This is a genomic window from Streptomyces sp. NPDC006476 (genome assembly GCF_040612015.1).
Lineage (GTDB): Bacteria > Actinomycetota > Actinomycetes > Streptomycetales > Streptomycetaceae > Streptomyces > Streptomyces griseorubiginosus_B.
In genome coordinates, this window is record NZ_JBEXPK010000032.1 from 35,478 (window position 1) to 57,318 (window position 21,841).

Annotated in this window: 24 protein-coding genes; 15 read left to right on the plus strand and 9 right to left on the minus strand. The window is 70.2% G+C overall.

Going from position 1 to position 21,841, the window contains the following annotated elements:
• Window positions 1-79: 79 nt before the first annotated feature.
• A complete protein-coding gene (gene mshD / locus ABZZ74_RS31310) occupies window positions 80-1,006 on the minus strand; it encodes a mycothiol synthase (RefSeq protein ID WP_356770628.1) in 927 nt (308 codons plus the stop codon).
• A 188-nt stretch (window positions 1,007-1,194) separates the two neighbouring features.
• Between mshD and ABZZ74_RS31315 the strand changes: the two genes are divergently transcribed.
• From ABZZ74_RS31315 to ABZZ74_RS31325, 3 genes are all read left to right on the plus strand, one after another.
• Entirely contained in the window at window positions 1,195-2,994 is a 1,800-nt protein-coding gene (locus ABZZ74_RS31315; RefSeq protein ID WP_356770630.1) for a bifunctional metallophosphatase/5'-nucleotidase, read from the plus strand.
• A 287-nt stretch (window positions 2,995-3,281) separates the two neighbouring features.
• Window positions 3,282-3,410 (plus strand): hypothetical protein, encoded by a 129-nt coding sequence (locus ABZZ74_RS31320; protein WP_356770632.1) that lies wholly within the window; start codon window positions 3,282-3,284, stop codon window positions 3,408-3,410.
• 92 nt (window positions 3,411-3,502) lie between these two features.
• Window positions 3,503-5,287 (plus strand): ABC transporter ATP-binding protein, encoded by a 1,785-nt coding sequence (locus ABZZ74_RS31325; RefSeq protein ID WP_356770634.1) that lies wholly within the window; start codon window positions 3,503-3,505, stop codon window positions 5,285-5,287.
• On the opposite strand, the gene ABZZ74_RS31330 is transcribed toward ABZZ74_RS31325, so the two are convergent.
• From ABZZ74_RS31330 to ABZZ74_RS31360, 7 genes are all read right to left on the minus strand, one after another.
• Window positions 5,277-5,984, minus strand: coding sequence for a PH domain-containing protein (locus ABZZ74_RS31330; RefSeq protein WP_356770636.1), 708 nt, complete (start codon window positions 5,982-5,984; stop codon window positions 5,277-5,279). The genes ABZZ74_RS31325 and ABZZ74_RS31330 overlap by 11 nt on opposite strands.
• 100 nt (window positions 5,985-6,084) lie before the next feature.
• Window positions 6,085-7,527, minus strand: coding sequence for a HAMP domain-containing sensor histidine kinase (locus ABZZ74_RS31335; RefSeq protein ID WP_356770638.1), 1,443 nt, complete (start codon window positions 7,525-7,527; stop codon window positions 6,085-6,087).
• Window positions 7,524-8,255 carry a response regulator transcription factor gene (locus ABZZ74_RS31340; RefSeq protein ID WP_356770640.1) on the minus strand — a complete coding sequence of 244 codons (732 nt, stop codon included), beginning with the start codon at window positions 8,253-8,255 and terminating at the stop codon, window positions 7,524-7,526. The genes ABZZ74_RS31335 and ABZZ74_RS31340 overlap by 4 nt, the downstream gene beginning before the upstream one ends.
• 111 nt (window positions 8,256-8,366) lie before the next feature.
• Window positions 8,367-8,573, minus strand: coding sequence for a hypothetical protein (locus tag ABZZ74_RS31345; RefSeq protein ID WP_356770642.1), 207 nt, complete (start codon window positions 8,571-8,573; stop codon window positions 8,367-8,369).
• Between the two features lie 29 nt (window positions 8,574-8,602).
• Window positions 8,603-9,766, minus strand: a complete 1,164-nt coding sequence (locus ABZZ74_RS31350; protein WP_356770644.1) for a trypsin-like peptidase domain-containing protein — start codon at window positions 9,764-9,766, stop codon at window positions 8,603-8,605.
• 136 nt (window positions 9,767-9,902) lie between these two features.
• On the minus strand, window positions 9,903-10,925 hold the full coding sequence (locus ABZZ74_RS31355) for a LacI family DNA-binding transcriptional regulator (protein WP_356770646.1): 1,023 nt from the start codon (window positions 10,923-10,925) through the stop codon (window positions 9,903-9,905).
• A gap of 97 nt (window positions 10,926-11,022) precedes the next feature.
• Window positions 11,023-11,802 carry a response regulator transcription factor gene (locus tag ABZZ74_RS31360; protein WP_356770648.1) on the minus strand — a complete coding sequence of 260 codons (780 nt, stop codon included), beginning with the start codon at window positions 11,800-11,802 and terminating at the stop codon, window positions 11,023-11,025.
• 182 nt (window positions 11,803-11,984) lie between these two features.
• On the opposite strand from ABZZ74_RS31360, the gene ABZZ74_RS31365 reads away from it, so the two are divergent.
• The 7 genes from ABZZ74_RS31365 to ABZZ74_RS31395 all read left to right on the plus strand — a co-directional run bounded on the left by ABZZ74_RS31365 (window position 11,985) and on the right by ABZZ74_RS31395 (window position 17,542).
• Window positions 11,985-12,842: an alpha/beta fold hydrolase gene (locus ABZZ74_RS31365; protein ID WP_356770650.1), complete on the plus strand. Its 858-nt coding sequence runs from the start codon at window positions 11,985-11,987 to the stop codon at window positions 12,840-12,842.
• Window positions 12,843-12,878: 36 nt separating this feature from the next.
• Complete coding sequence (locus ABZZ74_RS31370; protein ID WP_133045745.1) at window positions 12,879-13,133, plus strand: MoaD/ThiS family protein; 255 nt, start codon at window positions 12,879-12,881, stop codon at window positions 13,131-13,133.
• A gap of 2 nt (window positions 13,134-13,135) precedes the next feature.
• Window positions 13,136-14,446, plus strand: coding sequence for a hypothetical protein (locus tag ABZZ74_RS31375; RefSeq protein ID WP_356770652.1), 1,311 nt, complete (start codon window positions 13,136-13,138; stop codon window positions 14,444-14,446).
• 193 nt (window positions 14,447-14,639) lie between these two features.
• Window positions 14,640-15,380, plus strand: coding sequence for a DUF2993 domain-containing protein (locus tag ABZZ74_RS31380; protein ID WP_356770654.1), 741 nt, complete (start codon window positions 14,640-14,642; stop codon window positions 15,378-15,380).
• A gap of 409 nt (window positions 15,381-15,789) precedes the next feature.
• Window positions 15,790-16,629 carry a sulfurtransferase gene (locus tag ABZZ74_RS31385; RefSeq protein ID WP_356770656.1) on the plus strand — a complete coding sequence of 280 codons (840 nt, stop codon included), beginning with the start codon at window positions 15,790-15,792 and terminating at the stop codon, window positions 16,627-16,629.
• A gap of 81 nt (window positions 16,630-16,710) precedes the next feature.
• Window positions 16,711-16,998, plus strand: a complete 288-nt coding sequence (locus ABZZ74_RS31390; RefSeq protein WP_007382995.1) for a DUF1416 domain-containing protein — start codon at window positions 16,711-16,713, stop codon at window positions 16,996-16,998.
• 280 nt (window positions 16,999-17,278) lie between these two features.
• Complete coding sequence (locus ABZZ74_RS31395) at window positions 17,279-17,542, plus strand: DUF3099 domain-containing protein (protein WP_356770658.1); 264 nt, start codon at window positions 17,279-17,281, stop codon at window positions 17,540-17,542.
• A gap of 23 nt (window positions 17,543-17,565) precedes the next feature.
• Here the strand turns inward: ABZZ74_RS31395 and ABZZ74_RS31400 are convergent, their stop codons facing one another.
• Entirely contained in the window at window positions 17,566-17,928 is a 363-nt protein-coding gene (locus ABZZ74_RS31400) for a DsrE family protein (RefSeq protein ID WP_356770660.1), read from the minus strand.
• A 143-nt stretch (window positions 17,929-18,071) separates the two neighbouring features.
• On the opposite strand from ABZZ74_RS31400, the gene ABZZ74_RS31405 reads away from it, so the two are divergent.
• The 5 genes from ABZZ74_RS31405 to ABZZ74_RS31425 all read left to right on the plus strand — a co-directional run bounded on the left by ABZZ74_RS31405 (window position 18,072) and on the right by ABZZ74_RS31425 (window position 21,832).
• Window positions 18,072-18,815, plus strand: a complete 744-nt coding sequence (locus ABZZ74_RS31405) for a hypothetical protein (RefSeq protein ID WP_356770662.1) — start codon at window positions 18,072-18,074, stop codon at window positions 18,813-18,815.
• Window positions 18,812-19,696, plus strand: a complete 885-nt coding sequence (locus ABZZ74_RS31410) for a hypothetical protein (protein ID WP_356770664.1) — start codon at window positions 18,812-18,814, stop codon at window positions 19,694-19,696. Before ABZZ74_RS31405 ends, ABZZ74_RS31410 begins: the two co-directional genes overlap by 4 nt.
• The gene (locus tag ABZZ74_RS31415) at window positions 19,693-20,571 is read left to right on the plus strand and encodes a hypothetical protein (RefSeq protein ID WP_356770666.1); all 879 of its coding nucleotides are present in this window, start codon (window positions 19,693-19,695) and stop codon (window positions 20,569-20,571) included. The genes ABZZ74_RS31410 and ABZZ74_RS31415 overlap by 4 nt, the downstream gene beginning before the upstream one ends.
• 231 nt (window positions 20,572-20,802) lie before the next feature.
• A complete protein-coding gene (locus ABZZ74_RS31420; protein WP_356770668.1) occupies window positions 20,803-21,378 on the plus strand; it encodes an FABP family protein in 576 nt (191 codons plus the stop codon).
• Between the two features lie 16 nt (window positions 21,379-21,394).
• On the plus strand, window positions 21,395-21,832 hold the full coding sequence (locus tag ABZZ74_RS31425) for a transcriptional repressor (protein ID WP_356770670.1): 438 nt from the start codon (window positions 21,395-21,397) through the stop codon (window positions 21,830-21,832).
• Window positions 21,833-21,841 lie beyond the last annotated feature (9 nt).

Below are 21,841 nucleotides of genomic sequence, written 5' to 3' on the forward strand. Positions count from 1 at the left end.
GGCCGATGGGGGGTCTGGGGGCACAGCCCCCAGGGCGGCGCACCCCCACGCACCCGAACCCGGCCAACCGCCGGAGGCGTCACGTCTCCGTGCGGTACATCAGATCCGTCTCGTACGTCGTGAAGCCCAGCCGCTCGTAGACCGAGACCGCCGCCTTGTTGTCGCCGTCCACGTACAGCATCGCGGTCGGCAACTCCTGCGCCGCCAGGTGCCGCAAGCCGATCGTGGTCAGCGCCTTGCCCAGCCCGCCGCCCTGCGCACCGGGCCGCACCCCCAGCACGTACACCTCGCCGAGGCCCTCCGTCGCATGGACCTTCGTCCAGTGGAAGCCGACGAGTTCGTCGCCGCGGAAGGCGAGGAAGAAGCCCGCCGGGTCGAACCACGGCTCGGCCTTGCGGTCGTCGAGGTCGCGCTGGGTCAGCGAGCCCTGCTCGGGGTGGTGGGCGAAGGCGGCGGCGTTCACCGCGAGCCACGCCGAGTCGTCCTGCCCCGGCACGAAGGTGCGGACGGTCACGTCCGCCGGCAGCACCGGCTCGGGCAGGTTCAGGTCGGTCAACGGCCGCCGCATCTGCCGCAGTTCGCGAAACAGGGTCAACCCGAGGACCTGCGCCAGATGCCGGGCCGCCGAGTGCCCGCCGTGGGCCCACACCCGCAGCCGCTTGCCGGACGCGGCCAGCAACGCCGAACCGAGGGCCCGTCCGTGGCCCTGGCCCCGGTGCGCGGGGTGCACGACCAGCTCGGCGGCCGGCGCCTCCACCGGGTCGGTGTCCTCCAGCTGGGCGTAGCCGACGAGTTCGTCCCCGGAGCTGAGCAGCAGATGGGAGACGCCCTCGCGTTCTCCGCCGCGCAGTTGCAGCCGGCCCTGTTCGGACACCGCCTGCTGGCCGTCGTACCGCGCGGCCTCCGCCAGCAGGGCGAGCACGGACTCGATCTGCGCGGGGGTGAGCGCGGGGTGGGTCTCGATGGAGCGGGTCCGGCCCGCGGGTGCGGTGTCGTCGCTGGTCATGCGTACGAGGGTAAGGGGCGGGCGACGCAAAGTGGGGGCAGGGGACGAAGGGGACGTCAAGGCAAAGCGGAGGACAAGGAGAGGGCAAAGGGAAACCAGGATGTAACCAAGAGCCCCCTGTCGCGCTACGCGCGTTGACCCTAGGCTGCGCCGGACGGGCCATCCTCAGCAGACCCACAGGGGGGCGCATGCCAGCCACTTCCCAGCCGTACCGGGGCCGCAGACGCACATACCGTCTGCTGGCCGCGGCCGCCGCTCTCGCCACCGCGGGCGCCCTCGCCGCCGCGCTGCCGGCCGAGGCGCACGAGTCCAAGGGCCACGGCCATCTGCCGAGCCGCTACCAGGACGTCCAACTGCTGTCCTTCAACGACCTGCACGGCAACCTGGAGCCGCCGTCCGGCTCTTCGGGCCGGGTGAGCGAACTCCAGGCGGACGGCACGACGAAGACCATCGACGCGGGCGGTGTCGAGTACCTCGCGACCCATCTGCGCGAGGCCCGCAAGGGCCACCCGTACTCCGTCACGGCCGCCGGCGGCGACATGGTCGGCGCCTCCCCGCTGATCTCGGGCCTCTTCCACGACGAGCCCACCATCGAGGCGCTCAACAAGCTCGACCTGGACGTCACTTCGGTCGGCAACCACGAGTTCGACGAGGGCGCCAGGGAACTGGCCCGGCTGCAGAACGGCGGCTGCCACCCCACCGACGGCTGCTACACGGACCAGCGGTTCACGGGCGCGGACTTCCCCTACCTCGCCGCCAACGTCCTCGACGAGAAGACGAACAAGCCGATCCTCAAGCCCTACTGGGTGTGGAAGAAGAAGGACGTCAAGATCGGCTTCATCGGGGTGACCCTGGAGGGCACCCCGGGGATCGTCTCCGCCGACGGCGTCAAGGGGCTGAAGTTCAAGGACGAGGTCGAGACGATCAACAAGTACGCCCGCGTGCTGCAGGCGCAGGGCGTGAAGTCGATCGTCGCCCTCATCCACGAGGGCGGCTTCCCGGCCTCGGGGGCGTACAACTACGACTGCGACTCCGCGGGCGCGGGCAGCGGCATCTCCGGCCCGATCGTCGACATCGCCAAGAACATCACGCCGGCGGTGGACGCCCTGGTCACCGGGCACACCCACAACGCGTACGTCTGCACGATCCCGGACCCCTCGGGCAAGCCCCGCATGGTCACCTCGGCCGCGTCCTTCGGCCGCCTCTACACGGACACCACGCTGACGTACGACCGCTTCACCGGGGACATCGCCCGTACGTCGGTGAAGTCGGCGAACCACGTGGTCACCCGGACCGTGCCCAAGGCGCCGGACATGACCGAGCTGATCGCCAAGTGGAACACGCTGGCCGCCCCCATCGGCAACCGCGCGATCGGCTACATCTCCGCCGACGTGCCGAACACGGGGACGGAGTCGCCGATGGGCGACCTGATCGCGGACGCGCAACTCGCGTACGGCAGGGAGCTGGACCCGGGGACCGACCTCGCGCTGATGAACCCGGGCGGGGTGCGCGCCGGGCTGACCTACGCGGCGAAGGGCAGTGAGGGCGACGGCGTGGTGACCTACGCCGAGGGCTTCACGGTGCAGCCGTTCTCCAACACGGTGAACCTGCAGGACTTCACGGGGGCGCAGCTGATCCAGGTGCTCAAGGAGCAGGTGAGCGGCACGAACACCGCCGCCCCGAAGATCCTGCAGCCCTCGGCGAACCTGGCGTACACCCTCGACCTGACGAAGACCGGCGCCGACCGTGTCGTCACGGACTCCATCAGGCTCAACGGCGCCGCCGTCGACCCGGCCGCCACCTACCGGATCGCCACCAACAGCTTCCTCGCGGGCGGCGGCGACGGCTTCACCACGCTGGGCCAGGGCACGAACGACCTGGTCGGCACGGACGACCTGGCGGCCCTGGAGAAGTACCTGACGGCGAACTCCTCGCCGGCGAACCCGATCGCGCCGCCGGTGGCGAACCGGATCTCGATCGTGCAGTGACAGAGGATTACCCCCTCATGGGGCCCGGTGCCATCGGCACCGGGCCCTTTTAAATTCTGTGTAAGCACCGGTTCAGTTCCGAAAACTGCATAAGAATCACCCACAGAAATGACTCAGGAAGCTCTCAGTGGAATTGGCTTTTCGTGGCTCCGGAATCCAGTAATGTTTTCCGTGTCGAAAGCGAACAGCGCGAACGACACACATGTAAATCAAAAGTAATTGCAGCAGATCGGCAGAAGAACTGTTGCAGACCGGTGACAGAGAATTCCACGGAAAGGGACACCCCCATGAGCTTCCACAAGATCGCCCCCGTCAGGAAGACCCGCAAGCCCGCCCCGGCTCCGAAGCCCGTGGCCAAGAAGCCGGCGCCGAAGAAGCACGCTCCGAAGCGCCGCCCGATCGAGCACAAGGGCTGAGACATACCAGGAGGCGGGGCCCCGGCCCGCGAGCGAGTCTCGCGCCGGGGCCCCGCCTCGGCCATGTCCGCAAGCGAGCAAGGGAGTCGACGATGAGAGAAGTCCGTCAGGCCTTCCGCACGTTCTGGCCGCTGACCCGCGGCGATCGCAGATGGCTGGTGGTGATCATCGCCTGCGTGGTGCTCTCCGCGCTCGCCGAGACCGCCTCGATCCTGCTGTTCGCTCAGCTCACCGACAACGCCCTGAAGGCCGGATCGCTCTCCGCCTTCTGGGGACCGGCCGGCGCCTGGCTGGGCGTGGCCGCGCTCGGCGCGCTCGTCGGCTACCTCGGCAACTCGCTGGCCACCTGGACCGCCGAGAGATTCGTCCTGCGGCTACGGGCCAAGGTCTTCCGGCACGTCCAGGACCTGCCCCCGCACTTCTTCCAACGGCACCGCCAGGGCGACCTGGTGGAACGCCTCACCGGTGATGTCGAGGCCATCGAGCAGATGGTCGTCTCAGGAGTCGTCGGCACCGTCGCCGCCGCCTTCTCCGCCGTCTTCTACGCCTCCGCGGCCCTGTATCTGCGCTGGGACCTGGCCCTCGCCACCTTCGTCCTCGCGCCCCTCTTCCTGCTCGCCGCCCGCCGCTTCTCCGGCCGCATCAGGACGGCCTCGCAGGACGAGCGGGTCGCCGACGGCGCCATCACCTCTGTCGTCGAGGAGTCACTGGGCAACATCATGCTCACCCAGGCCTACAACCGCCGTGCCGACGAGGAGAAACGGCTCGAGAGGGAGGCACGCGCCTGGATGAACGCCAGTGTCCGGGGCGCCCGGCTGAGCGAGCTGTACGAGCAGTTCGTCGAGGTCGTCGAGACCCTGTGCGTCCTCGTGGTGATCGGCCTCGGCGTCTGGGAGATCTCCGCCGGCCGGATGACCCTCGGTCAGCTCCTCGCCTTCGCCGCGTTCATCGGCTACCTCTATCCGCCGGTCCGCAGCCTCGGCCGGCTCGGCCTCACCCTCACCGCGGCCACCGCGGGCGCCGAGCGGCTGAACGAGATCCTGGACACCGAACCCGCGGTCACCGACCCCGCCGAACCGGTCGCCGCCTGGCCCGTGCGCGGCTGGGTCGGCTTCCACGACGTCTCCTTCCGCTACCCCGGGTCCCGCCGCGCCTCCCTGCGCGACGTGAGCTTCGGGGCCGGTCCCGGCGAGCTGGTGATCGTCACCGGCTCCAGCGGCGCGGGCAAGTCCACCCTCTCCAAGCTGCTCACCCGCTTCTACGACCCCGCACAGGGCGTGATCACCCTGGACGGCGTCCCGCTGACCGACATGAGTCTGCAGTTTCTGCGCGAGAACGTGGCGTTGCTCCCCCAGGAGACCCTCATCCTCAACGGCACGATCCGCGAGAACATCGCCTGCGGACGCCCCGGCGCGAGCGAGCATGAGATCGAACGGGCGGCGCGGGAAGCGGCGGCCCACAACTTCATCACCGCGCTCCCCGACGGCTACGACACCCCCATCGCGCCCGGCACCGCAGCCCTGTCCGGCGGTCAGCTCCAGCGCATCGCCATCGCCCGCGCCATGCTGCGCGCCGCCCCGGTCCTCGTCCTGGACGAGCCGACGGCGGGCCTGGACGCGGTGGCCGCCCGCCAGGTCGTCCAGCCGTTGCGCAAGCTGATGGCGGGCCGCACGACCATCATGATCACCCACGATCTGAGCCTCGCCCCCGACGCGGACCGGATCCTGGTGGTCGACCGAGGACGCCTGGTGGAGACCGGCACCCACGCCGAACTCCTCGCCCGGGGCGGCACCTACGCGGCGCTCGCCGAGCCGCTGCCGGACGCGGTGGCGGACGTACCGCCGGCGGCGGACGAGACGATGATCCTCAGGTGGTAGCGGGCGGAGTGCGGTGGGTCCAGTACCAGGAGAACAGGGCGCCGAGCGTGACCAGGGCCGTCAGCGGTACACACACCAGCTCCAGGAAGTCGTGCTCCGGCCTGCCCGTGCCGGCCTGCCAGACGGTGAACACGAACATCGCGAGCAGTACGAGCAGCGCGCCGTTGAACCCCCAGCTCCACCCCTTGCGCCGGGCGGCCCGGTGCCGGATCAGGTCCTCGACCCGCGGCTGCCGTTCCCAACTGAGGCTGCGGTGCGGGGCGGCGGCCAGGCACAGCGCGGAGACCTCGGCGTAAGGGTCGTCCACCTGCCGGTCGTCCAGATGCGGAAGCAGGAAACGACGGCCCTCGAAGTCGTAGAGGTAGGCCGGCCATTGGGGAGCGGACCGGCCCTCGCCCCGCGGGTTGTGCTCGACCCGGATGTCGTACACCTCATGCCAGGCCCAGGTGCGCGAGCGCAGCGCCTCCTGTGCGGTGATCCCGGCCTCGGTGACGCGGGTGTGGGCCCGGAACTGCTCCAGACCGACCCGCGCGAGAGTGAGCCCACCGGACGTGACGACCAGCCATCGGCCCCACGCGGGTGGGCCCGTGTGCGAGCCGGCCAGGAACATCACCGCCAGCAGCCCGAGGTACTGCCACGGAAGTCCTGTCCGTCTCCGGTACTCCCGCTCGAATGCGCCGCCCCCGAAAGCGTCCATCGCCCGCCCCTCCCCGAAGCCTCTGCGGGCGATGGTACGTCCACCAACTGTGCACGTCAGGACAGGGTCGGCGGCCACCCCCGCGAGCCAGTCGGACCGGCTAGGGCACTTCGGGGGGAGGCGTCGGGGCGCCCGGGAGGCGTACGGTCGCCACCGTGCCGCCGCCGTCCGCGTGGGTCAGCGTGACCTCGCCGCCCGCCTGCTCGACCGTGCGGGCGACGATGGACAGGCCGAGGCCGGAACCGGGGAGTGCGCGGGCGCTGGGGGAGCGCCAGAAGCGGTCGAATACGTGCGGGAGTTCCTCGGCGGGGATGCCGGGGCCGTGGTCGCGGACGGTGAGGACGCCGTGGTCCAGCTGGACGTCGATCGTGCCGCCCTCCGGGCTGAACTTCACCGCGTTGTCGAGGATGTTGACGATCGCCCGCTCCAGGGCGGACGGCTCCGCGCGGACGTACCAGGGCTGGAGGTCGGCGGTGATCGTCAGCTCGGGCCCGCGCAGCCGCGCCCGGCGCAGGGCCGCCTCGACGGTGTCCCGCAGTGACACGACCTGGACGCGCTCGCCCCGCTGCCCCTCCGAACGCGCCAGCTCCTGCAGGTCGCCGATGAGCGAGGCCAGTTCGGTCATCTGTGCCTTCACGGAGGCGAGCAGGGCCTTGCGGTCGGCCGGGGGGATGGGGCGGCCGGTCTCCTCGCTGCGGGTGAGGAGTTCGATGTTCGTCCGGAGCGAGGTCAGGGGCGTGCGCAGCTCATGACCGGCGTCGGCGATGAGCTGCTGCTGCAGCTCGCGCGAGCTGGCCAGCGAGGAGGTCATGGAGTTGAAGGACCGGGACAGACGGGCGATCTCGTCCTCGGCGTCGTCCTCCACGGGGATGCGGATGCCGAGGTCCTCGGTACGGGCCACGTGCTCGACGGCCTCGGTCAGCTTGTCGACGGGCCGCAGCCCGGCCCGCGCCACCGCGAGCCCGGCGGCCCCGGCCCCGAGCACGCCGACACCGGAGACGAGGAGGAGGATCAGCGCCAGGTCGTTGAGGGTGTTCTGGGTGCCTCGCAGGGAGACCGCGACCATGAGCCCGACGTTGGGGCCGGCATCCCCGGTGACGGTGGTCGTCGTCAGGGGCTGGAGCATCACGCGTACCGCGTTGCCTTCCGCATCGGTGCCGTTGCGGAAGTAGATCGTGTTGGTGTTGCCGTTCTTGATCTCGTTCTTGTCGGACTTGCTGATCTTGACCTTGCCGACGGAGTTGTCGAGGACGCAGACGGTGCCGTCCTCACGCACTACCTGGAGGTAGTTGTTCCGGAAGGGGCTGTTGTTGCTGTTCTGCGGTGTCCCGGAACAGTTGTTGATGGCGTCGTTGATCATCTGCTCGGGGGCTCGCATGCCCCGACGCAGATCATTGTTGACCTGCTCGTACAGCTTCCCCTGCACCAGGAACCAGCACGTCACCGAGACCGCCGCCACCGCGAACGCCACCGCCGCCGCGACCAGCATCGCCAGGCGGGAGCGGATCGGCAGGGTCTGGAAGCGGCGGAGAACCCTTCTCACTCCGCGCCGCCCTGTCGGAGCACGTAGCCGACGCCGCGCACCGTGTGCACGAGGCGCGGCTCGCCGCCCGCCTCGGTCTTGCGGCGCAGATACATGACGTACACGTCCAGCGAGTTGGACGACGGCTCGAAGTCGAAGCCCCAGACCGCCTTCAGGATCTGCTCGCGGGTCAGCACCTGCCTCGGGTGGGCCATGAACATCTCCAGGAGGGTGAACTCGGTGCGGGTCAGCTCCACCGGCCGCCCGCCCCGCGTCACCTCCCGCGTCGCCAGATCCATCCGCAGGTCGGCGAAGGTCAGCGCCTCGTCCTCCTGGGCGGCGGCACTGGCCGCGGCGTAGGAGCTGCGCCGCAGCAGCGCGCGGACGCGGGCGAAGAGTTCGTCGAGTTCGAACGGCTTGACCAGGTAGTCGTCGGCGCCCGCGTCGAGCCCGGTGACCCGGTCGCCGACCGTGTCGCGTGCGGTGAGCATGAGGATCGGCGTCGTGTCGCCCGCGCCGCGGATCCGCCGGGCCGCGGTCAGACCGTCCATGCGCGGCATCTGGATGTCGAGGACGACCAGGTCGGGACGGTAGGCGGTGGCCTTGTCCAGGGCGTCCGCGCCGTCCACGGCGACCTCCGTGTCGTAGCCCTCGAAGGCGAGGCTGCGCTGGAGCGCTTCGCGCACGGCCGGCTCGTCGTCGACGATCAGGATGCGCTGGGGGTCACGGTCGCCATCGGCGGGGCTCATGGGCTTCGGGTTCCTCGGGTGCGGTGGGACGACAAGGACGCTGAGGGTGCTGGACGCCTTCAGCCTCGCATGTTTCCCTTCGGGCGCGTAGGAGTGCGGCGCGGTGCGCGATCAGGCGCTCATCGCCGCGATCCGGTTCAGCGGCACCTTGCGGCGGTGCGCACGGGCCGCGGTGGTGTGCAGCCCCATCAGCTGGGGTGCCACGGCGACTTCCGGTGCCCGCGTGGTCGGTGCGTGCAGTTCGTACGCCACTTCGAGGGCCAGGGCGATACCGGCCGGGTCGGTGCCGGCCACGGTGTGGGAAACCTGCTGGATCATGACGTACTCCCTGCTGGAGAGGTGAGGGGTCAGTTGGAGCCGCCGGCCCGCAGATGCGCCAGGTCGGCCTTGACGGTGTTGATCGGGATGGCGAAGCCGAGGCCGATGCTGCCGGCGTCCGAGGAGCCGGAGGACGATGAACTGGCGGAGTACATCGCGGAGTTGATACCGATGATGGCGCCGCTGGCGTTGATCAGCGCGCCGCCGGAGTTGCCGGGGTTGAGGGAGGCGTCGGTCTGGATCGCCTTGTAGGTCGTGGTGGAGGAGCCGGTGTCGCCGTTGAACTGCTGGCCGCCGAAGGAGAACGGCCACCGGCCGTCGCCGCCCTGGCCCTGCTGCTGGTTCTCGTCGGTGGAGACGGTCACGTCACGGTTGAGCGCGGAGACGATGCCGCTGGTGACGGTGCCGCTGAGGCCCTCGGGGGAGCCGATCGCCACGACCGTGTCACCGACCTGGACGCCGGAGGAGTTGCCGAGGGTGGCCGGATGCAGGCCGGAGGCGCCCTCCAGCTTGATCAGCGCGAGGTCCTTCTTGCTGTCGGTGCCGACGACCTTCGCGGTGTACGACTTCCCGTCGCTGGCCGTCACCTTGATCGACTGCGCGCCGGAGATGACGTGGTTGTTGGTGACGATCTCGCCGTCACTGGTGATGATCACACCGGATCCGGTGGAGGTGCCGTCGCTCAGCGTCGCACCGACCTCGACCACGCTCGGGCTGACGGCCGCGGCGATGGAGGCGACGTCGCCCTGCTTGCTGGAGGGGACCACGCTGGTGGTGGTGGAGCTGCTGGCGGCGGTGTCGCTGCCGGTCAGCTCCTGTATGCCGTACGCGGTGCCGCCGCCTATGGCCGCGGCGACGATCGCCACGGCGGCCAGCAGGGCGATGGGCCCCCGGGGGCGCTTCCTGGCGGCCGGCGTGGTGCCGGGGGCGGGCTCGGCGGGAACGGTGGGCAGCACCGCCGTACCGCCCCCGTTCCCGCCACCCTCTCCGCCGGCCATGGACTGGGGCTGACCCGGCCAGACGGTGGTGCCCGGCTGGACGGTGACCGGCTCCGCCTGCGGCGGCTGTGCGGGCCGGTGCGCCGGCGGGGGCGGCCACTCCGGGTTCACGGGGGAGGAGGAGTGCTGCTGGGCGCCCTGGTAAGGGTTCTCGTACTGCTCGTACTCGCCGTCGCGGCGGAAGCTCTCGGTCATGTCAAAAAGCTTGGCCCGTGACCATGAGAGCTTCCTGAGTGCCCGCTGAGAAGCCCGACAGAACCTCGTATGCCCGATATAAAGGCCGTACTCGCAGCTGGGAGAGTTCTCTCAGCCGCTTCTCATACGGCGCGGATCACTCGCACCCACAGGATTTCCGGGCCACCAGGCGCGAGGGGAAGGTCTTCAGCCGCTCCCGCCGGGACCCGGCCACCCGCAGCCCGTCGTCGAGTACGAGGTCCACCGCGGCCCGCGCCATCGCGCTGCGGTCGGAGGCGACCGTCGTCAGCGGCGGGTCGGCGAGCGCCGCCTCCTTGATGTCGTCGAAGCCGGCCACGGCCAGCTCGCCCGGCACGTCGATGCGCAGCTCGCGCGCGGCCCGCAGGGTGCCGATGGCCTGGTCGTCGGTGGAGCAGAAGATCGCGGGCGGCCGCTGGGGCCCGGCGAGGAGTTCCAGCGCTATCCGGTAGGCGTCGTAGCGGTTGTACGGCGCCTCGAACAGCCGCCCCTCGGTCGGCTTCCCGGCCTCCTCCATGGCGCGCCGCCAGCCCTCGACGTGGTCGGAGACGGGGTCGCCGACGGCGGGTGTCTCGGCGGTACCGCCCATACAGGCGACGTACTCGTACCCGTGTTCCAGCAGATGCCGCACAGCGAGGTGGGCTCCGCCGAGGTCGTCGGTGACGACGGCGACGTCGTCGATGGCCTCGGGCCGCTCGTGCAGCAGCACGACCCGGGCGTCCCAGGCCTCTATCTCGGCGGCGGCCAGGTCGTTGAGGGCGTGGCTGACCAGGATGAGCCCGGAGACCCGCATCCCGAGGAAAGCCCGCAGATAGTGGACCTCGCGCTCGGCCACGTAGTCGGTGTTGCCGACGAGCACCATCTTTCCGCGCTCGGAGGCGGCCTGCTCGACCGCGTGCGCCATCTCCCCGAAGAAGGGCTGGCGGGCGTCCGGGATGATCAGACCTATGAGATCCGTGCGCCGGGACGCCATCGCCTGGGCGACGCGGTCGGGGCGGTACCCCAGCTCCTTGATCGCGGCGAGGACACGCTCGCGCGTGGCCGGGGCGACCGGCCGGGGTCCGTTGTTGATGACATAGCTGACGACGGCGGTCGAAGTCCCCGCCAGTCGCGCCACATCATCCCGAGTCACCTTGGCCACGCGCGGAGTCTACGCGGATATACCCGCTGCGGGCAGGGCGTACGAGAGCTTCCGCACACACCTCGTGTGCGGAAGCAATGCCCAGCCCGGGCGCCCGCTATGCGTCCGCCGACACCTCGGCCGCGCCAAGCGCCGCCGGCTCGTCCGCATCCTCCACCTTTGCCCGTTCTGCCTTGGCCTTGGCCTCGTCGGAGACCCGGTCGCCCTTCTCGGGAGTAACGAATCGATAACCGACGTTGCGGACGGTCCCGATCAGCGACTCGTGCTCGGGGCCGAGCTTGGCCCGCAGTCGCCGTACGTGCACGTCGACCGTCCGGGTGCCGCCGAAGTAGTCGTAGCCCCAGACCTCCTGCAGCAGCTGCGCGCGCGTGAAGACGCGGCCCGGGTGCTGGGCGAGGTACTTCAGGAGCTCGAACTCCTTGAAGGTGAGGTCGAGGACCCGCCCCTTCAGCTTGGCGCTGTAGGTCGCCTCGTCCACCGACAGATCACCGTTGCGGATCTCCATCGGGGAGTCGTCGTTGACGATCTGCTGGCGTCCCATGGCCAGCCGCAGCCGGGCCTCGACCTCCGCCGGGCCGGCGGTGTCGAGCAGGACGTCGTCGATGCCCCAGTCGGCGGTGACGGCGGCGAGACCGCCCTCGGTGACGACCAGGATGAGCGGACAGCCGGGGCCGGTCGAGCGCAGCAGCTGGCACAGGCTGCGGACCTGCGGGAGGTCACGGCGTCCGTCGATGAGGATGACGTCGGCACCGGGGGTGTCGACGAGAGCGGGGCCTTCCGCCGGTGCCACGCGGACGTTGTGCAACAGCAGGCCAAGGGCCGGAAGCACCTCCGTCGACGGCTGGAGGGCGTTGGTCAGGAGCAGCAGAGAACTCATACGTCTGGTTCCTCCTCGGTCCCTGCGAGGACGTGTGCGGTACGTCACCTGCTCTGCGATCCCGAAGGCCCCGTACACCAGCGGTCACCTGGAGTTTCCCGCTTCGTATACAACGCTTCCGAAAGCACAAAAGGACCCGGGGGCGTCGCTGCCCGAGTCCTCTGCCCAGCAGAATAGCCCACATGAGCATCACTCCGGCAGGTCATGTGGCGCGTTCCATCGTTCGTCCGCATACCGAGACGAGCAGACACACCCCTATCCGGACGTTTCTGACCACCGACGACGGCGTGACGATCGATTCCGTATACGATCCGCCGGCCGCCGTATACGACGTCTCCGCGCCATCTGCCGTTGATCTCGCGTTCGTGATGGCCCACGGCTTCACAGGCGACGTCGACAAGCCGCATGTGCGCCGGGTGGTGGAGGCGTTCGCGCGGTACGGGGCGGTGGTCTCCTTCTCCTTCCGCGGCCACGGAGCCTCCGGCGGGCGCTCGACCGTCGGCGACAAGGAGGTGCTCGACCTGGCGGCCGCGGTGCGCTGGGCCCGGGAGCTCGGGCACGCGCGCGTGGCGACCGTCGGCTTCTCCATGGGCGGTTCGGTGGTGCTGCGGCACGCGGCGCTGTACCGGCCGGAAGCGGGTGGGAAAGCGCATACGGACGCGGTGGTCTCGGTGAGCGCGCCGGCCCGCTGGTACTACCGGGGCACGGCCCCCATGCGCAAACTCCACTGGCTGGTCACCCGCCCCGAGGGCCGGCTGGTGGGCCGCTACGGCTTCCGCACCCGGATCGTCAACCGCGACTGGGACCCGGTCCCGCTGTCCCCCGTCGAGGCGGTGCCGGCCATCGCGCCGACCCCGCTCCTCATCGTGCACGGCGACCAGGACGGCTACTTCCCGGTCGACCACCCCCGCATGCTCGCGACCGCCGCCGGTGACCACGGCGAACTGTGGATCGAGGGCGGCATGGGCCACGCCGAACACGCCGCCTCCGACGACCTCCTGGCCCGCATCGGGGACTGGACCGAGCGCCGGGCGGGCTAGCCTGACGCTGTACACCGCCGATTGATTGAGGAACGGATGCCAAAGGTCACGGTGCGCTACTGGGCCGCCGCGAAGGCCGCGGCCGGGCTCGCCGAGGAGCCGTACGACGCGGACACCCTCGCCGAGGCGCTCGACGCCGTGCGCGCGCGACACCCCGGGGAACTGGTGCGCGTGCTGCAGCGATGCTCCTTCCTCGTCGACGGTGACCCCGTGGGCACCCGCGGACATGAGACGGTACGGCTGGCCGACGGCGGCACGGTCGAGGTGCTCCCGCCGTTCGCAGGAGGGTGACGATGACCGACCAGCCGTACGACCCGTACCAGCAGCAGCCGCGGGAGGAGTGGCCGGCCCAGCAGCCGTACCAGGGTTACGACGACCCGTACGCCGCCCAGCAGCACACCCAGCAGTGGCAGGGCCAGACCTGGGAGACCCAGGCCCACGCACCGGTGCAGACGCCGGGGACGGCGCCCTACCCGCCGGAGGAGCGCGGTGGGCCGTCGCAGCAGCACGGGGCGCCGGAGTGGCAGCAGCAGGCGCACTACCCGCAGCACCAGGCACCCCAGTCCCAGCCTCAGCCTCAGCAGTGGCATCAGCAGGCGCACGAGGGGCAGGGCTACGAGGGTTACGCGGCGCAGGGCGGCCATGCCGCGTCCGTCGGCTACCCCGGCGCTGCTCAGGCTGATCCCGGCGGGTACCAGGCGCAGGCCGCCGCACAGATGGCCGGCGCGCCCGCGACTCACGGCCCCGCGCAGACGACGGGCGCCGCGGCGCACGCCCCCGGCCAGTCGGCAGGCGCCCCCGCCGCCGACCCCGGTTACGGCCCCGCGACCCTCTCCGGCAACGCACGCATCACCGATGCCCAGCGAGCCCGCCTGGAGGGGCGTTCCCCGATCATCGAGCCCGGGATGCAGCCGGCCGCGCTCACGGCACTGCTCGGGCTGCTCCTCTCGAGTACGGCGGCCGTGGGCTCGTACGCCCTTCTCCTCCCGCTCGTCGTCCTCCAGGCGGTCACCGCGGCGGGCTGGTTCCGCCTGAACGGCATGTGGCCCGCCCGCCAGGGCATCGCGCTGGCCTTCCTGGGCGCGCTGGTGGCCGACGTCGCCCTGCTGGCGGCGGGCCGCGAGCACGGACCGGCGGCCATCCTCGGCACGCTCGGCGTCTGGGTCCTGCTCTCCCTGGTCCTGCAACTGCGCTCGCACGCGGACCCGGACGAGCGGATGTACGGCCTGATGGCGACGGTCGCCTCGGCGGCGCTGTCGATCCTCGCGGCCGGTTACCTCGCGGCCGACACGGACGCGGTGTCCGTGGGCGCGGCGGCGGTGGCGGTGGCGCTCCTGGCCCGCGCCCTCCCGCTGCCCACCCCGGCCTCGCTGGTGGTCGCGCTGCTCGCGGCGGCGGGGGCGGGCATCGCGGTCGGCGGCATGACGGGCTTCGGTACGAAGGGCGCCCTCCTGGGCGCCGCCGCGTCCCTCTGCGCCCTCATCGGCCACCGCGTCGCGAGCTACGACTACCCGTCGAAATTCGTCCACTTCACAGCGGGAGTGGCCCTGCCCCTGACGGCAGCGGCCCCGGCGGTGTACGTACTGGGCCGAGCGCTGGGGTAGTCGTGGCCCGTTCAGGGCCGACGCGGGGGTCCGGGGGCGGCAGCCCCCAGTGGACGGCGCAGACAACACCGCCCGCCCCTGTCACAGGTGATCAACAATCCCCCTGGCCCAAGCCCCGCAGGGTTACGCTCCGAAACGGCGGTCACTAGTCCGTCGTAGACCAACGTTGTCGGCCGGGTGGGGGAAGTACGGAATGCGCGCCCTGCGAATACTTCTGATCGTCGTCGTGATCCTGGGCGGCCTCTTCGTGATCGCCGACCGCGTCGCGGTGCACTTCGCCGAGAACGAGGCCGCCGACAAGGTGAAGGCGACCGAGAGCCTCGCCTCCACCCCGGATATCTCCATCAAGGGCTTCCCGTTCCTCACCCAGGTCGCCGCCGGCAAGCTGGACGACGTACGCATCGGCATCAAGGACTACGAGGCCGACACGGGCGACACCACCGCCGGCGCCCCGAAGAGCATCCGCATCGACGACCTCCAGGCCGACATGAAGGGCGTCACCTTCACCGGCGACTACAGCTCAGCGACCGCGTCCACCGCGACCGGCACCGCCACCATCGCCTACGACGAGCTGCTGAAGGCCGCCAAGTCCCAGCCGACGCAGATCATCCCCGGCGTCAACGCCCAGGTCGTGGGCCTCTCCGACGGCGGCAGCGGCAAGATCAAGGTCGACGTCAAGGTCACCGTCGCCGGCGCCTCGCAGACGTACCCCGTGCTCAGCACCGTCACCGTCGACGGCGACACGGTCAAGGTGCACGCCGACAACCTGCCCAAGCTGGTCGTCGACCTCGCCGATGCCCGGATCCGCTCGATCACCGACTTCCAGCAGACCATCGACCGGCTGCCGGGCGGTGTGAAGGTGGACGGTGTGCAGGCCGCGAAGAACGGTGTGGAGATCACGGTGAAGGGTTCGAACGTCAAGCTCGCGGGGTAGGACCGGACCGTTCGGCGATGGACGGGGAGTGTCCGAAGGGCGAGACGCGGGGTCCGTACGGCAGCTGTGGTGACCGATACATCCGGCCGCGAGCCGCGCCACGACGGCCTGGAGGCTGATCGCATCCCACATCCCGGACGATCGCATCTCACGATACGACACACCGGTGACACGCCCGCCTGTCCGTCCCTACGATCGACCATTATGAAGCGACAGGCGGATCTCACGAAGCGGCGGGCAGTAGACCTGTGCCGCGTCGCCGCCATGCTCTGTCGCCCCTTCTGAGCGGAAGGCGCAGACCTCCGCATCCCCCCGCCCTGCTCAGGGCACCGGTGCGTCGCCCCCGTACGGGCGTGTGCACCCCGCAGACTCGTATGCCCCGCCGCAACTGCCCCGGAGGAGAAAGAGCATGAGCCGCAGTGACGTCCTGGTCGACGCCGACTGGGTCGAGGCCAACCTCGACGACCCGAACATCGCGATCGTGGAGGTGGACGAGGACACGTCCGCCTACGAGAAGAACCACATCAAGAACGCGATCCGCATCGACTGGACCAAGGACCTGCAGGACCCGGTCCGCCGCGACTTCATCGACCAGGAGGGCTTCGAGAAGCTCCTGTCGGCGAAGGGCATCGCCAACGACACGCTGGTGATCCTCTACGGCGGAAACAACAACTGGTTCGCGTCCTACGCCTACTGGTACTTCAAGCTCTACGGCCACGAGAACGTCAAGCTTCTCGACGGCGGCCGCAAGAAGTGGGAGCTGGACGCCCGCGAGCTGGTCGAGGACGTCCCGGAGCGCCCGGCGACCGACTACAAGGCCAAGCCGCAGAACACCGCGATCCGCGCCTTCCGTGACGACGTCGTCGCCGCGATCGGTTCGCACAACCTGGTCGACGTGCGCTCGCCCGACGAGTTCTCCGGCAAGCTGCTCGCCCCGGCCCACCTGCCGCAGGAGCAGTCCCAGCGTCCGGGTCACGTCCCGTCCGCGAAGAACATCCCGTGGTCGAAGAACGCCAACGACGACGGCACCTTCAAGTCGGACGACGAGCTCAAGGAGCTCTACGCCGAGGAGAACGTGGACCTCGCCAAGGACACCATCGCCTACTGCCGCATCGGTGAGCGCTCCGCGCTGACCTGGTTCGTCCTGCACGAGCTGCTCGGCGTGGAGAACGTCAAGAACTACGACGGCTCCTGGACCGAGTACGGCAGCCTCGTCGGCGTCCCGATCGAGCTCGGCTCCGGCAAGTAAGTCCAGCCCACCGCGACAAGCGAACAGACCCGCAGTTCCCCGACCGGCCTTCCTCCGGTCAGACCCCTCTTGGAGAAAGACATGTGTGGAGCGAAGGCCGGCGGCCCGGACGCCTCGACGATCAAGCCCGGTGAGACGACGATCCAGGGCCAGGTGACCCGCGACGGCGAGCCGGTGGTGGGCTACGTCCGCCTGCTGGACTCGACCGGCGAGTTCACCGCGGAGGTCCCGACCTCCGCGACCGGCCAGTTCCGCTTCTACGCGGCCGAGGGCACCTGGACCGTCCGTGCCCTGGTCCCCGGCGGCACCGCCGACCGCACGGTCGTCGCGCAGCAGGGCGGCCTCGCCGAGGTCGCGATCGCCGTCTGACCGACACCCCGCAAGCCAAGGGCCGCACCCCGGGCACCCACCCGGACGGCGGCCCTTCGGCATGCCCGGCCCTACCCTGGAAGCATGCTGGCCCGACGCCGTCACGTGGCCCCTGCTTGATGCGCGCCTCGCACTGCTGCGCAGGCTTCGGAGCGCTGCGCCGGACTCCGTCCGGCGGCCTTCGGCGCTGGGCGCGTGGTGATCTGGTCCTGCGGTGATCCGGTCCTTGCCCGCCTCGACGTCCCGTGTCCGACCGGTGCCGTGGCCCTACCCTGGAAGCATGCTGGCCCGACGCCGTCACGTGTATTTCGCCATGATGGGCACCTGCCTCACGCTGTTCGTCCTGGCCTGGGGAGTCGTACGCATCTGGTCGATCCCGGCGGCCGTCGCCATGTGCGTCGTTGCGATGGTCATCCCCCCGGTCGCCGCCATGGTCGCCAACCGGCGGGGCCCCGAGGACCGCTGGTGGGACGACCCCTCCGGCGACCCCAAGTCCGACGAGTGGTGGGACGAACTCGACGGCAAGAAGCGCCCCCGCTCGTAGCCGGTGCCTGTGGTTCCGGTCGGTCAGTACACCAGCGCCTGCGTCTCGTCCCCCAGTGCCTCCTGTACGAAGACCTGGGCGCCCGCGATCCGTACCCCCTCCAGGACGTCGTTCTCGGTGATGTCCCGGCGGGCCGCGCACTGGGTGCACAGGGTGACACGGCCCGCGGCGAGGACCGAGTCGAGGAGGTCGGGCAGCGGGGCGGCGTGCGGCAGCTCGAACTCGGCGGCCCGCCCCGGCAGCGCGAACCACGCGGACTCCCCGGTCAGCCACAGCGAGACGTCGACACCGCTGGCCACGGCCACCGCCGCCACCGTGAACGCCTGCGAGCACCGCTCGGGCGCGTCGGCCCCCGCCGTCACCTTGATCACGAGCTTCTTCGCCATGGCCGAATCGTAATCAACTTCCCTGCAACTCACTGCGCCGGCCATCGGTCTTCTGTGCGCGCACATATGGAATGCGCACGTCATGTTTTTCGGTGGGGGATGTCTTGCAGGTACCGCAAGAACCAGAAGAAGTTTCCGCAGCCGTGTCCGTGTCCGTGTCCGTGTCCGGCCCCGGGGTGCCTCGCCGCCGTGGCCGTACCACGGTCCTGATCGCCGTCGCCGCCGTGCTCGGTGTCGTCGCCGGTACCTGCACGGGTTACCTCGTCCAGGCGGACCGCGCCCCCGACGCGCTGCCCTCGCTCTCGCAGGCCGCGCTCCCCCAGGCGAAGGGCGACGGTCCCGAGCCGCTGTCCGCCGCCCAGGACCGCAGGATCAGGACGGACGGCGACCTGCGCAAGCTGCTGCTGAAGAAGCCGGTCGAGGCGCGGGACGCGGGCTACGCCATCGGTGCGGACGGGTGGCTGGACCTGGCCGGGTACGCGGAGACGTACGACAAGCCGGCCGGTGCCTTCGGCGACCTCGTCGCCGGCGAGTTCCGCCGGGCCGCCGTCGTCAACTGGCGGGAGGGCAGCTCGCTGTTCGTCGAGATCCGGCTGGTGCAGTTCCGCCAGGACGATGAACTCGTTGCCGCCGACGACGCGGGCGACGCCTACTACTGGGCCGGGAAGAAGCCCCACACCGACAGCTGGCCCATCCCGGGCACGGGTGACGGGATGGCGTACGTCCACAACTCGCCGGACCGCAAGGCCGGTTACACGGACGTCTACAACGGCGAGGCGCATGCCTGGCGCGGTGACATCGAGATGCAGGTCTGGGTCTCCTCCGCCAAGCCCGTCCCGAAGAAGAAGATCATGGACCTGGCCACGCGGCAGATGGAGCGGTTGTGAGCACCGAGAACCACACCGAGCGCGGGGAACCGGAGCCGGGCACGGAGCCGCGCACGGAGCCGGAGACGGACGTCCTCGTCCCCGAACTCGTCGACGGCTCACAGGAGTCGGCCCTCGCAGTCGTCGGGAAGCCGGTACGCGGGCGCCGTATCGCCGCGATCGCGGCAACCGTGCTGCTCGGCCTGGCCGTGGTCGGCGGGATCGGGTACACCGTCGTGACCGTGAACGGCGCGGACCGGGACGCGGGCGATGCCGTGTGGAACTTCCCGAAGGCGTCGGCGGAGAGGGCAGGGGGCACGGCCAAGGCCACCGGGCTCGCCGCGGCGCTCGTGCCGTACGGCCCGGACGGCTGGAGCCAGGGGCCCGACATCGGGGAGTACGGCCATGACGCGGCCTTCACCGGGCCGCAGGCGGCGGAACTGCGCAAGGAGTCGTTGAGGGGGCTGCCGCGCAAGGAGCGCGAGCCGCTGGAGAAGGCCATCGACAAGCAGCACACCAAGGGCTTGGCCATGCGCAGCTACGTCAGCACCGACGAGCAGGCGTCCGTAAACACGGACAAGGCGTCGGCGGTGAGCATCGTGCTGGCCCAGATCGAGGACAGGTCGGCGGTACGGCGCGCGTCCCGCTTCCAGAACCAATTCCTGGAAGGTCTGGGAGTCTTCCGGCCCGGCCCGTCGATCAACGGTTACAAGGACGCCCGGTGCTTCCTCTCGCCGAAGGAGGCCGGCGAGGAACTCGACAGGATCTACTGCTCCGCCTACCAGGGGGAAGTCCTGGTCACCCTCACGGCGCAGTCCGCGAAGCCGATGCAGTCGTACGCCATCGGCCGCCTGCTCCAGGAACAACTCGACCGCATCAAGGACCCGGGGGAGGCGGTATGACCGGCCGGCAGCAGGAGGAGAACACGGCACCGAGGCTCGTCCCCGTGACCCCGGAGCCCCCGCTCCTCCCACCCACCGCCCACCAAGATCCCGGGGCCGCCTCCGCGGGGAAGGAACGACGAGTGCTCCGCGCCGCGCTCCGCTGGACCGCCGCCGTGGTCGTCTTCGCGGTGGTCGGGGCCGGGACGGCGTACGGGATCGCCGGGATGAAGCGGTCGGACGTGCCCGGACTCGGGACCGCGTCGGACGGACGGTGGGACTACCCCACGCTCAGCAGGCCGCCGCTGCCTGCGGGCAGTCCGGGACCGTTCGCCGAGGAGAACAAGGCGGAGTCCCACTTCGCGGACCTGCGTGCGCTCGTGTTGCCCGCGCCGAAGGGCGCCGTCGACGACAAGGCGCTCGACGGGACGGACGGATGGCTGGCCACCAAGGGCTTCCTGGCCGAGTTCTCGTCCAAGGACGACCGGGACGAACTCGCGCAGAAGCTGACCGACGACGGCCTGCGGCACATCGCCGCGCGCGGCTGGACCACCCCGGACGGCTCCCGCACCCGGATCTACCTGCTCCAGTTCGACACGGCGACCGTCGCCGACGACCTGGTCGCGAAGAACCTGGGCGGATACGCGGCGCCCACCCGCCCGGTGGGTGGCGCCGACAGCTATGAGGAGGACGCGGACTTCCCGGACGCGGCCAAGGTCACGAACATCTCGCTGCTCGCGTACGTCGAGAAGAAGCCGTACGGCGCCGAACAGGTCAGGCAGGCGTTCCTCACGGCCGGCGACACCGTCGCGATGATCGTGCAGTCCAGGAAGGGCACCGCGAAGGCCGTCCCGTTCCAGCAGACGGTCACCTTGCAGGGCCAGCTGCTCGGCTGAGCGCGCAGGAGCGGACCTGGCCAAGAGGGCCGGGCCCCGGCCGACTAAGCTGGGGCCCGGCTCTTGTGTACTCACCCCGCTCAACCCGCTCAACAAGGAGCACCCCGTGCTTGAGGCATTCTTCGAAGCCCTGCTGGTCCTGGTCTGCGTCGGCGTCCTGGGCTTCGCCTACCTGACCGTGAAGAAGCTGTACCAGGGCCAGCGCTGACCCCCGTCTAGGAACCCCACCTCATGATCGAGATCCCGTCCGACCTCCACAAGGACCTCGTCCCCCTCGCCTTCCTGCTCGGCGACTGGGCGGGCGCGGGCGTCCACGACTTCCCCGGCGACGAGAAGTGCAACTTCGGGCAGGAGGTCAGCTTCACCCACGACGGCCGCGACTTCCTGGAGTACCGGTCCCACACCTGGGTCCTGGACAACGACGGGAACAAGGTCCGCCCGCTGGAGTCGGAGTCCGGCTTCTGGCGCGTCGACGCCGAGCGCAAGGTCGAGGTGACGATGACCCGCGACGACGGCGTCATCGAGATCTGGTACGGCGAGCTCGCCGCCCAGAAGCCGCAGATCGACCTGGTCACCGACGCGGTGGCCCGCACGGCCGCCTCCCGCCCCTACAGCGGCGGCAAGCGCCTGTACGGCTACGTCAAGAGCGACCTGATGTGGGTCGGCGAGAAGCAGACCCCGGACGTCGAGCTGCGCCCGTACATGTCGGCCCACCTGAAGAAGGTCGTCACCCCCGAGGACGTCGAGCGCTGGGCCAAGGCCCTCCCGGACGACCTGCCGGACGACGGGATCGCGTTCTTCAAGTAGGCCTAGACTCGTCGGTGTGGTGAGCACCGACTGGAAGAGCGACCTCAGGCAGCGCGGCTACCGGCTGACGCCGCAGCGCCAGCTTGTCCTCGAAGCAGTGGACACCCTGGAGCACGCGACCCCCGACGCCATCCTCACGGAAGTGAAGAAGACGGCGTCGGGGGTCAACATTTCCACCGTGTACCGGACCCTGGAGCTCCTGGAGGAGCTCGGGCTGGTCAGCCACGCCCATCTCGGGCACGGCGCGCCCACGTACCACCTCGCCGACCGCCACCACCACATCCACCTGGTCTGCCGGGACTGCGAGAACGTGATCGAGGCGGACGTCTCGGTGGCCGCGGAGTTCACCGCGAAGCTGCGCCGGGAATTCGGCTTCGAGACGGACATGAAGCACTTCGCGATCTTCGGCCGGTGCCGGAACTGTTCCCTGCAGGGTTCAACTACCGAGTCGTAGGCTTGTCCC

What these genes read in the sequence shown, in the direction of transcription:
- mshD (WP_356770628.1), bottom strand. Translation starts at nt 1,006, where the DNA reads ATGACCAGCGACGACACCGCACCCGCGGGCCGGACCCGCTCCATCGAG.
- ABZZ74_RS31315 (WP_356770630.1), top strand. Translation starts at nt 1,195, where the DNA reads ATGCCAGCCACTTCCCAGCCGTACCGGGGCCGCAGACGCACATACCGT.
- ABZZ74_RS31320 (WP_356770632.1), top strand. Translation starts at nt 3,282, where the DNA reads ATGAGCTTCCACAAGATCGCCCCCGTCAGGAAGACCCGCAAGCCCGCC.
- ABZZ74_RS31325 (WP_356770634.1), top strand. Translation starts at nt 3,503, where the DNA reads ATGAGAGAAGTCCGTCAGGCCTTCCGCACGTTCTGGCCGCTGACCCGC.
- ABZZ74_RS31330 (WP_356770636.1), bottom strand. Translation starts at nt 5,984, where the DNA reads ATGGACGCTTTCGGGGGCGGCGCATTCGAGCGGGAGTACCGGAGACGG.
- ABZZ74_RS31340 (WP_356770640.1), bottom strand. Translation starts at nt 8,255, where the DNA reads ATGAGCCCCGCCGATGGCGACCGTGACCCCCAGCGCATCCTGATCGTC.
- ABZZ74_RS31345 (WP_356770642.1), bottom strand. Translation starts at nt 8,573, where the DNA reads ATGATCCAGCAGGTTTCCCACACCGTGGCCGGCACCGACCCGGCCGGT.
- ABZZ74_RS31350 (WP_356770644.1), bottom strand. Translation starts at nt 9,766, where the DNA reads ATGACCGAGAGCTTCCGCCGCGACGGCGAGTACGAGCAGTACGAGAAC.
- ABZZ74_RS31360 (WP_356770648.1), bottom strand. Translation starts at nt 11,802, where the DNA reads ATGAGTTCTCTGCTGCTCCTGACCAACGCCCTCCAGCCGTCGACGGAG.
- ABZZ74_RS31365 (WP_356770650.1), top strand. Translation starts at nt 11,985, where the DNA reads ATGAGCATCACTCCGGCAGGTCATGTGGCGCGTTCCATCGTTCGTCCG.
- ABZZ74_RS31370 (WP_133045745.1), top strand. Translation starts at nt 12,879, where the DNA reads ATGCCAAAGGTCACGGTGCGCTACTGGGCCGCCGCGAAGGCCGCGGCC.
- ABZZ74_RS31375 (WP_356770652.1), top strand. Translation starts at nt 13,136, where the DNA reads ATGACCGACCAGCCGTACGACCCGTACCAGCAGCAGCCGCGGGAGGAG.
- ABZZ74_RS31380 (WP_356770654.1), top strand. Translation starts at nt 14,640, where the DNA reads ATGCGCGCCCTGCGAATACTTCTGATCGTCGTCGTGATCCTGGGCGGC.
- ABZZ74_RS31385 (WP_356770656.1), top strand. Translation starts at nt 15,790, where the DNA reads ATGAGCCGCAGTGACGTCCTGGTCGACGCCGACTGGGTCGAGGCCAAC.
- ABZZ74_RS31390 (WP_007382995.1), top strand. Translation starts at nt 16,711, where the DNA reads ATGTGTGGAGCGAAGGCCGGCGGCCCGGACGCCTCGACGATCAAGCCC.
- ABZZ74_RS31395 (WP_356770658.1), top strand. Translation starts at nt 17,279, where the DNA reads ATGCTGGCCCGACGCCGTCACGTGTATTTCGCCATGATGGGCACCTGC.
- ABZZ74_RS31400 (WP_356770660.1), bottom strand. Translation starts at nt 17,928, where the DNA reads ATGGCGAAGAAGCTCGTGATCAAGGTGACGGCGGGGGCCGACGCGCCC.
- ABZZ74_RS31415 (WP_356770666.1), top strand. Translation starts at nt 19,693, where the DNA reads ATGACCGGCCGGCAGCAGGAGGAGAACACGGCACCGAGGCTCGTCCCC.
- ABZZ74_RS31420 (WP_356770668.1), top strand. Translation starts at nt 20,803, where the DNA reads ATGATCGAGATCCCGTCCGACCTCCACAAGGACCTCGTCCCCCTCGCC.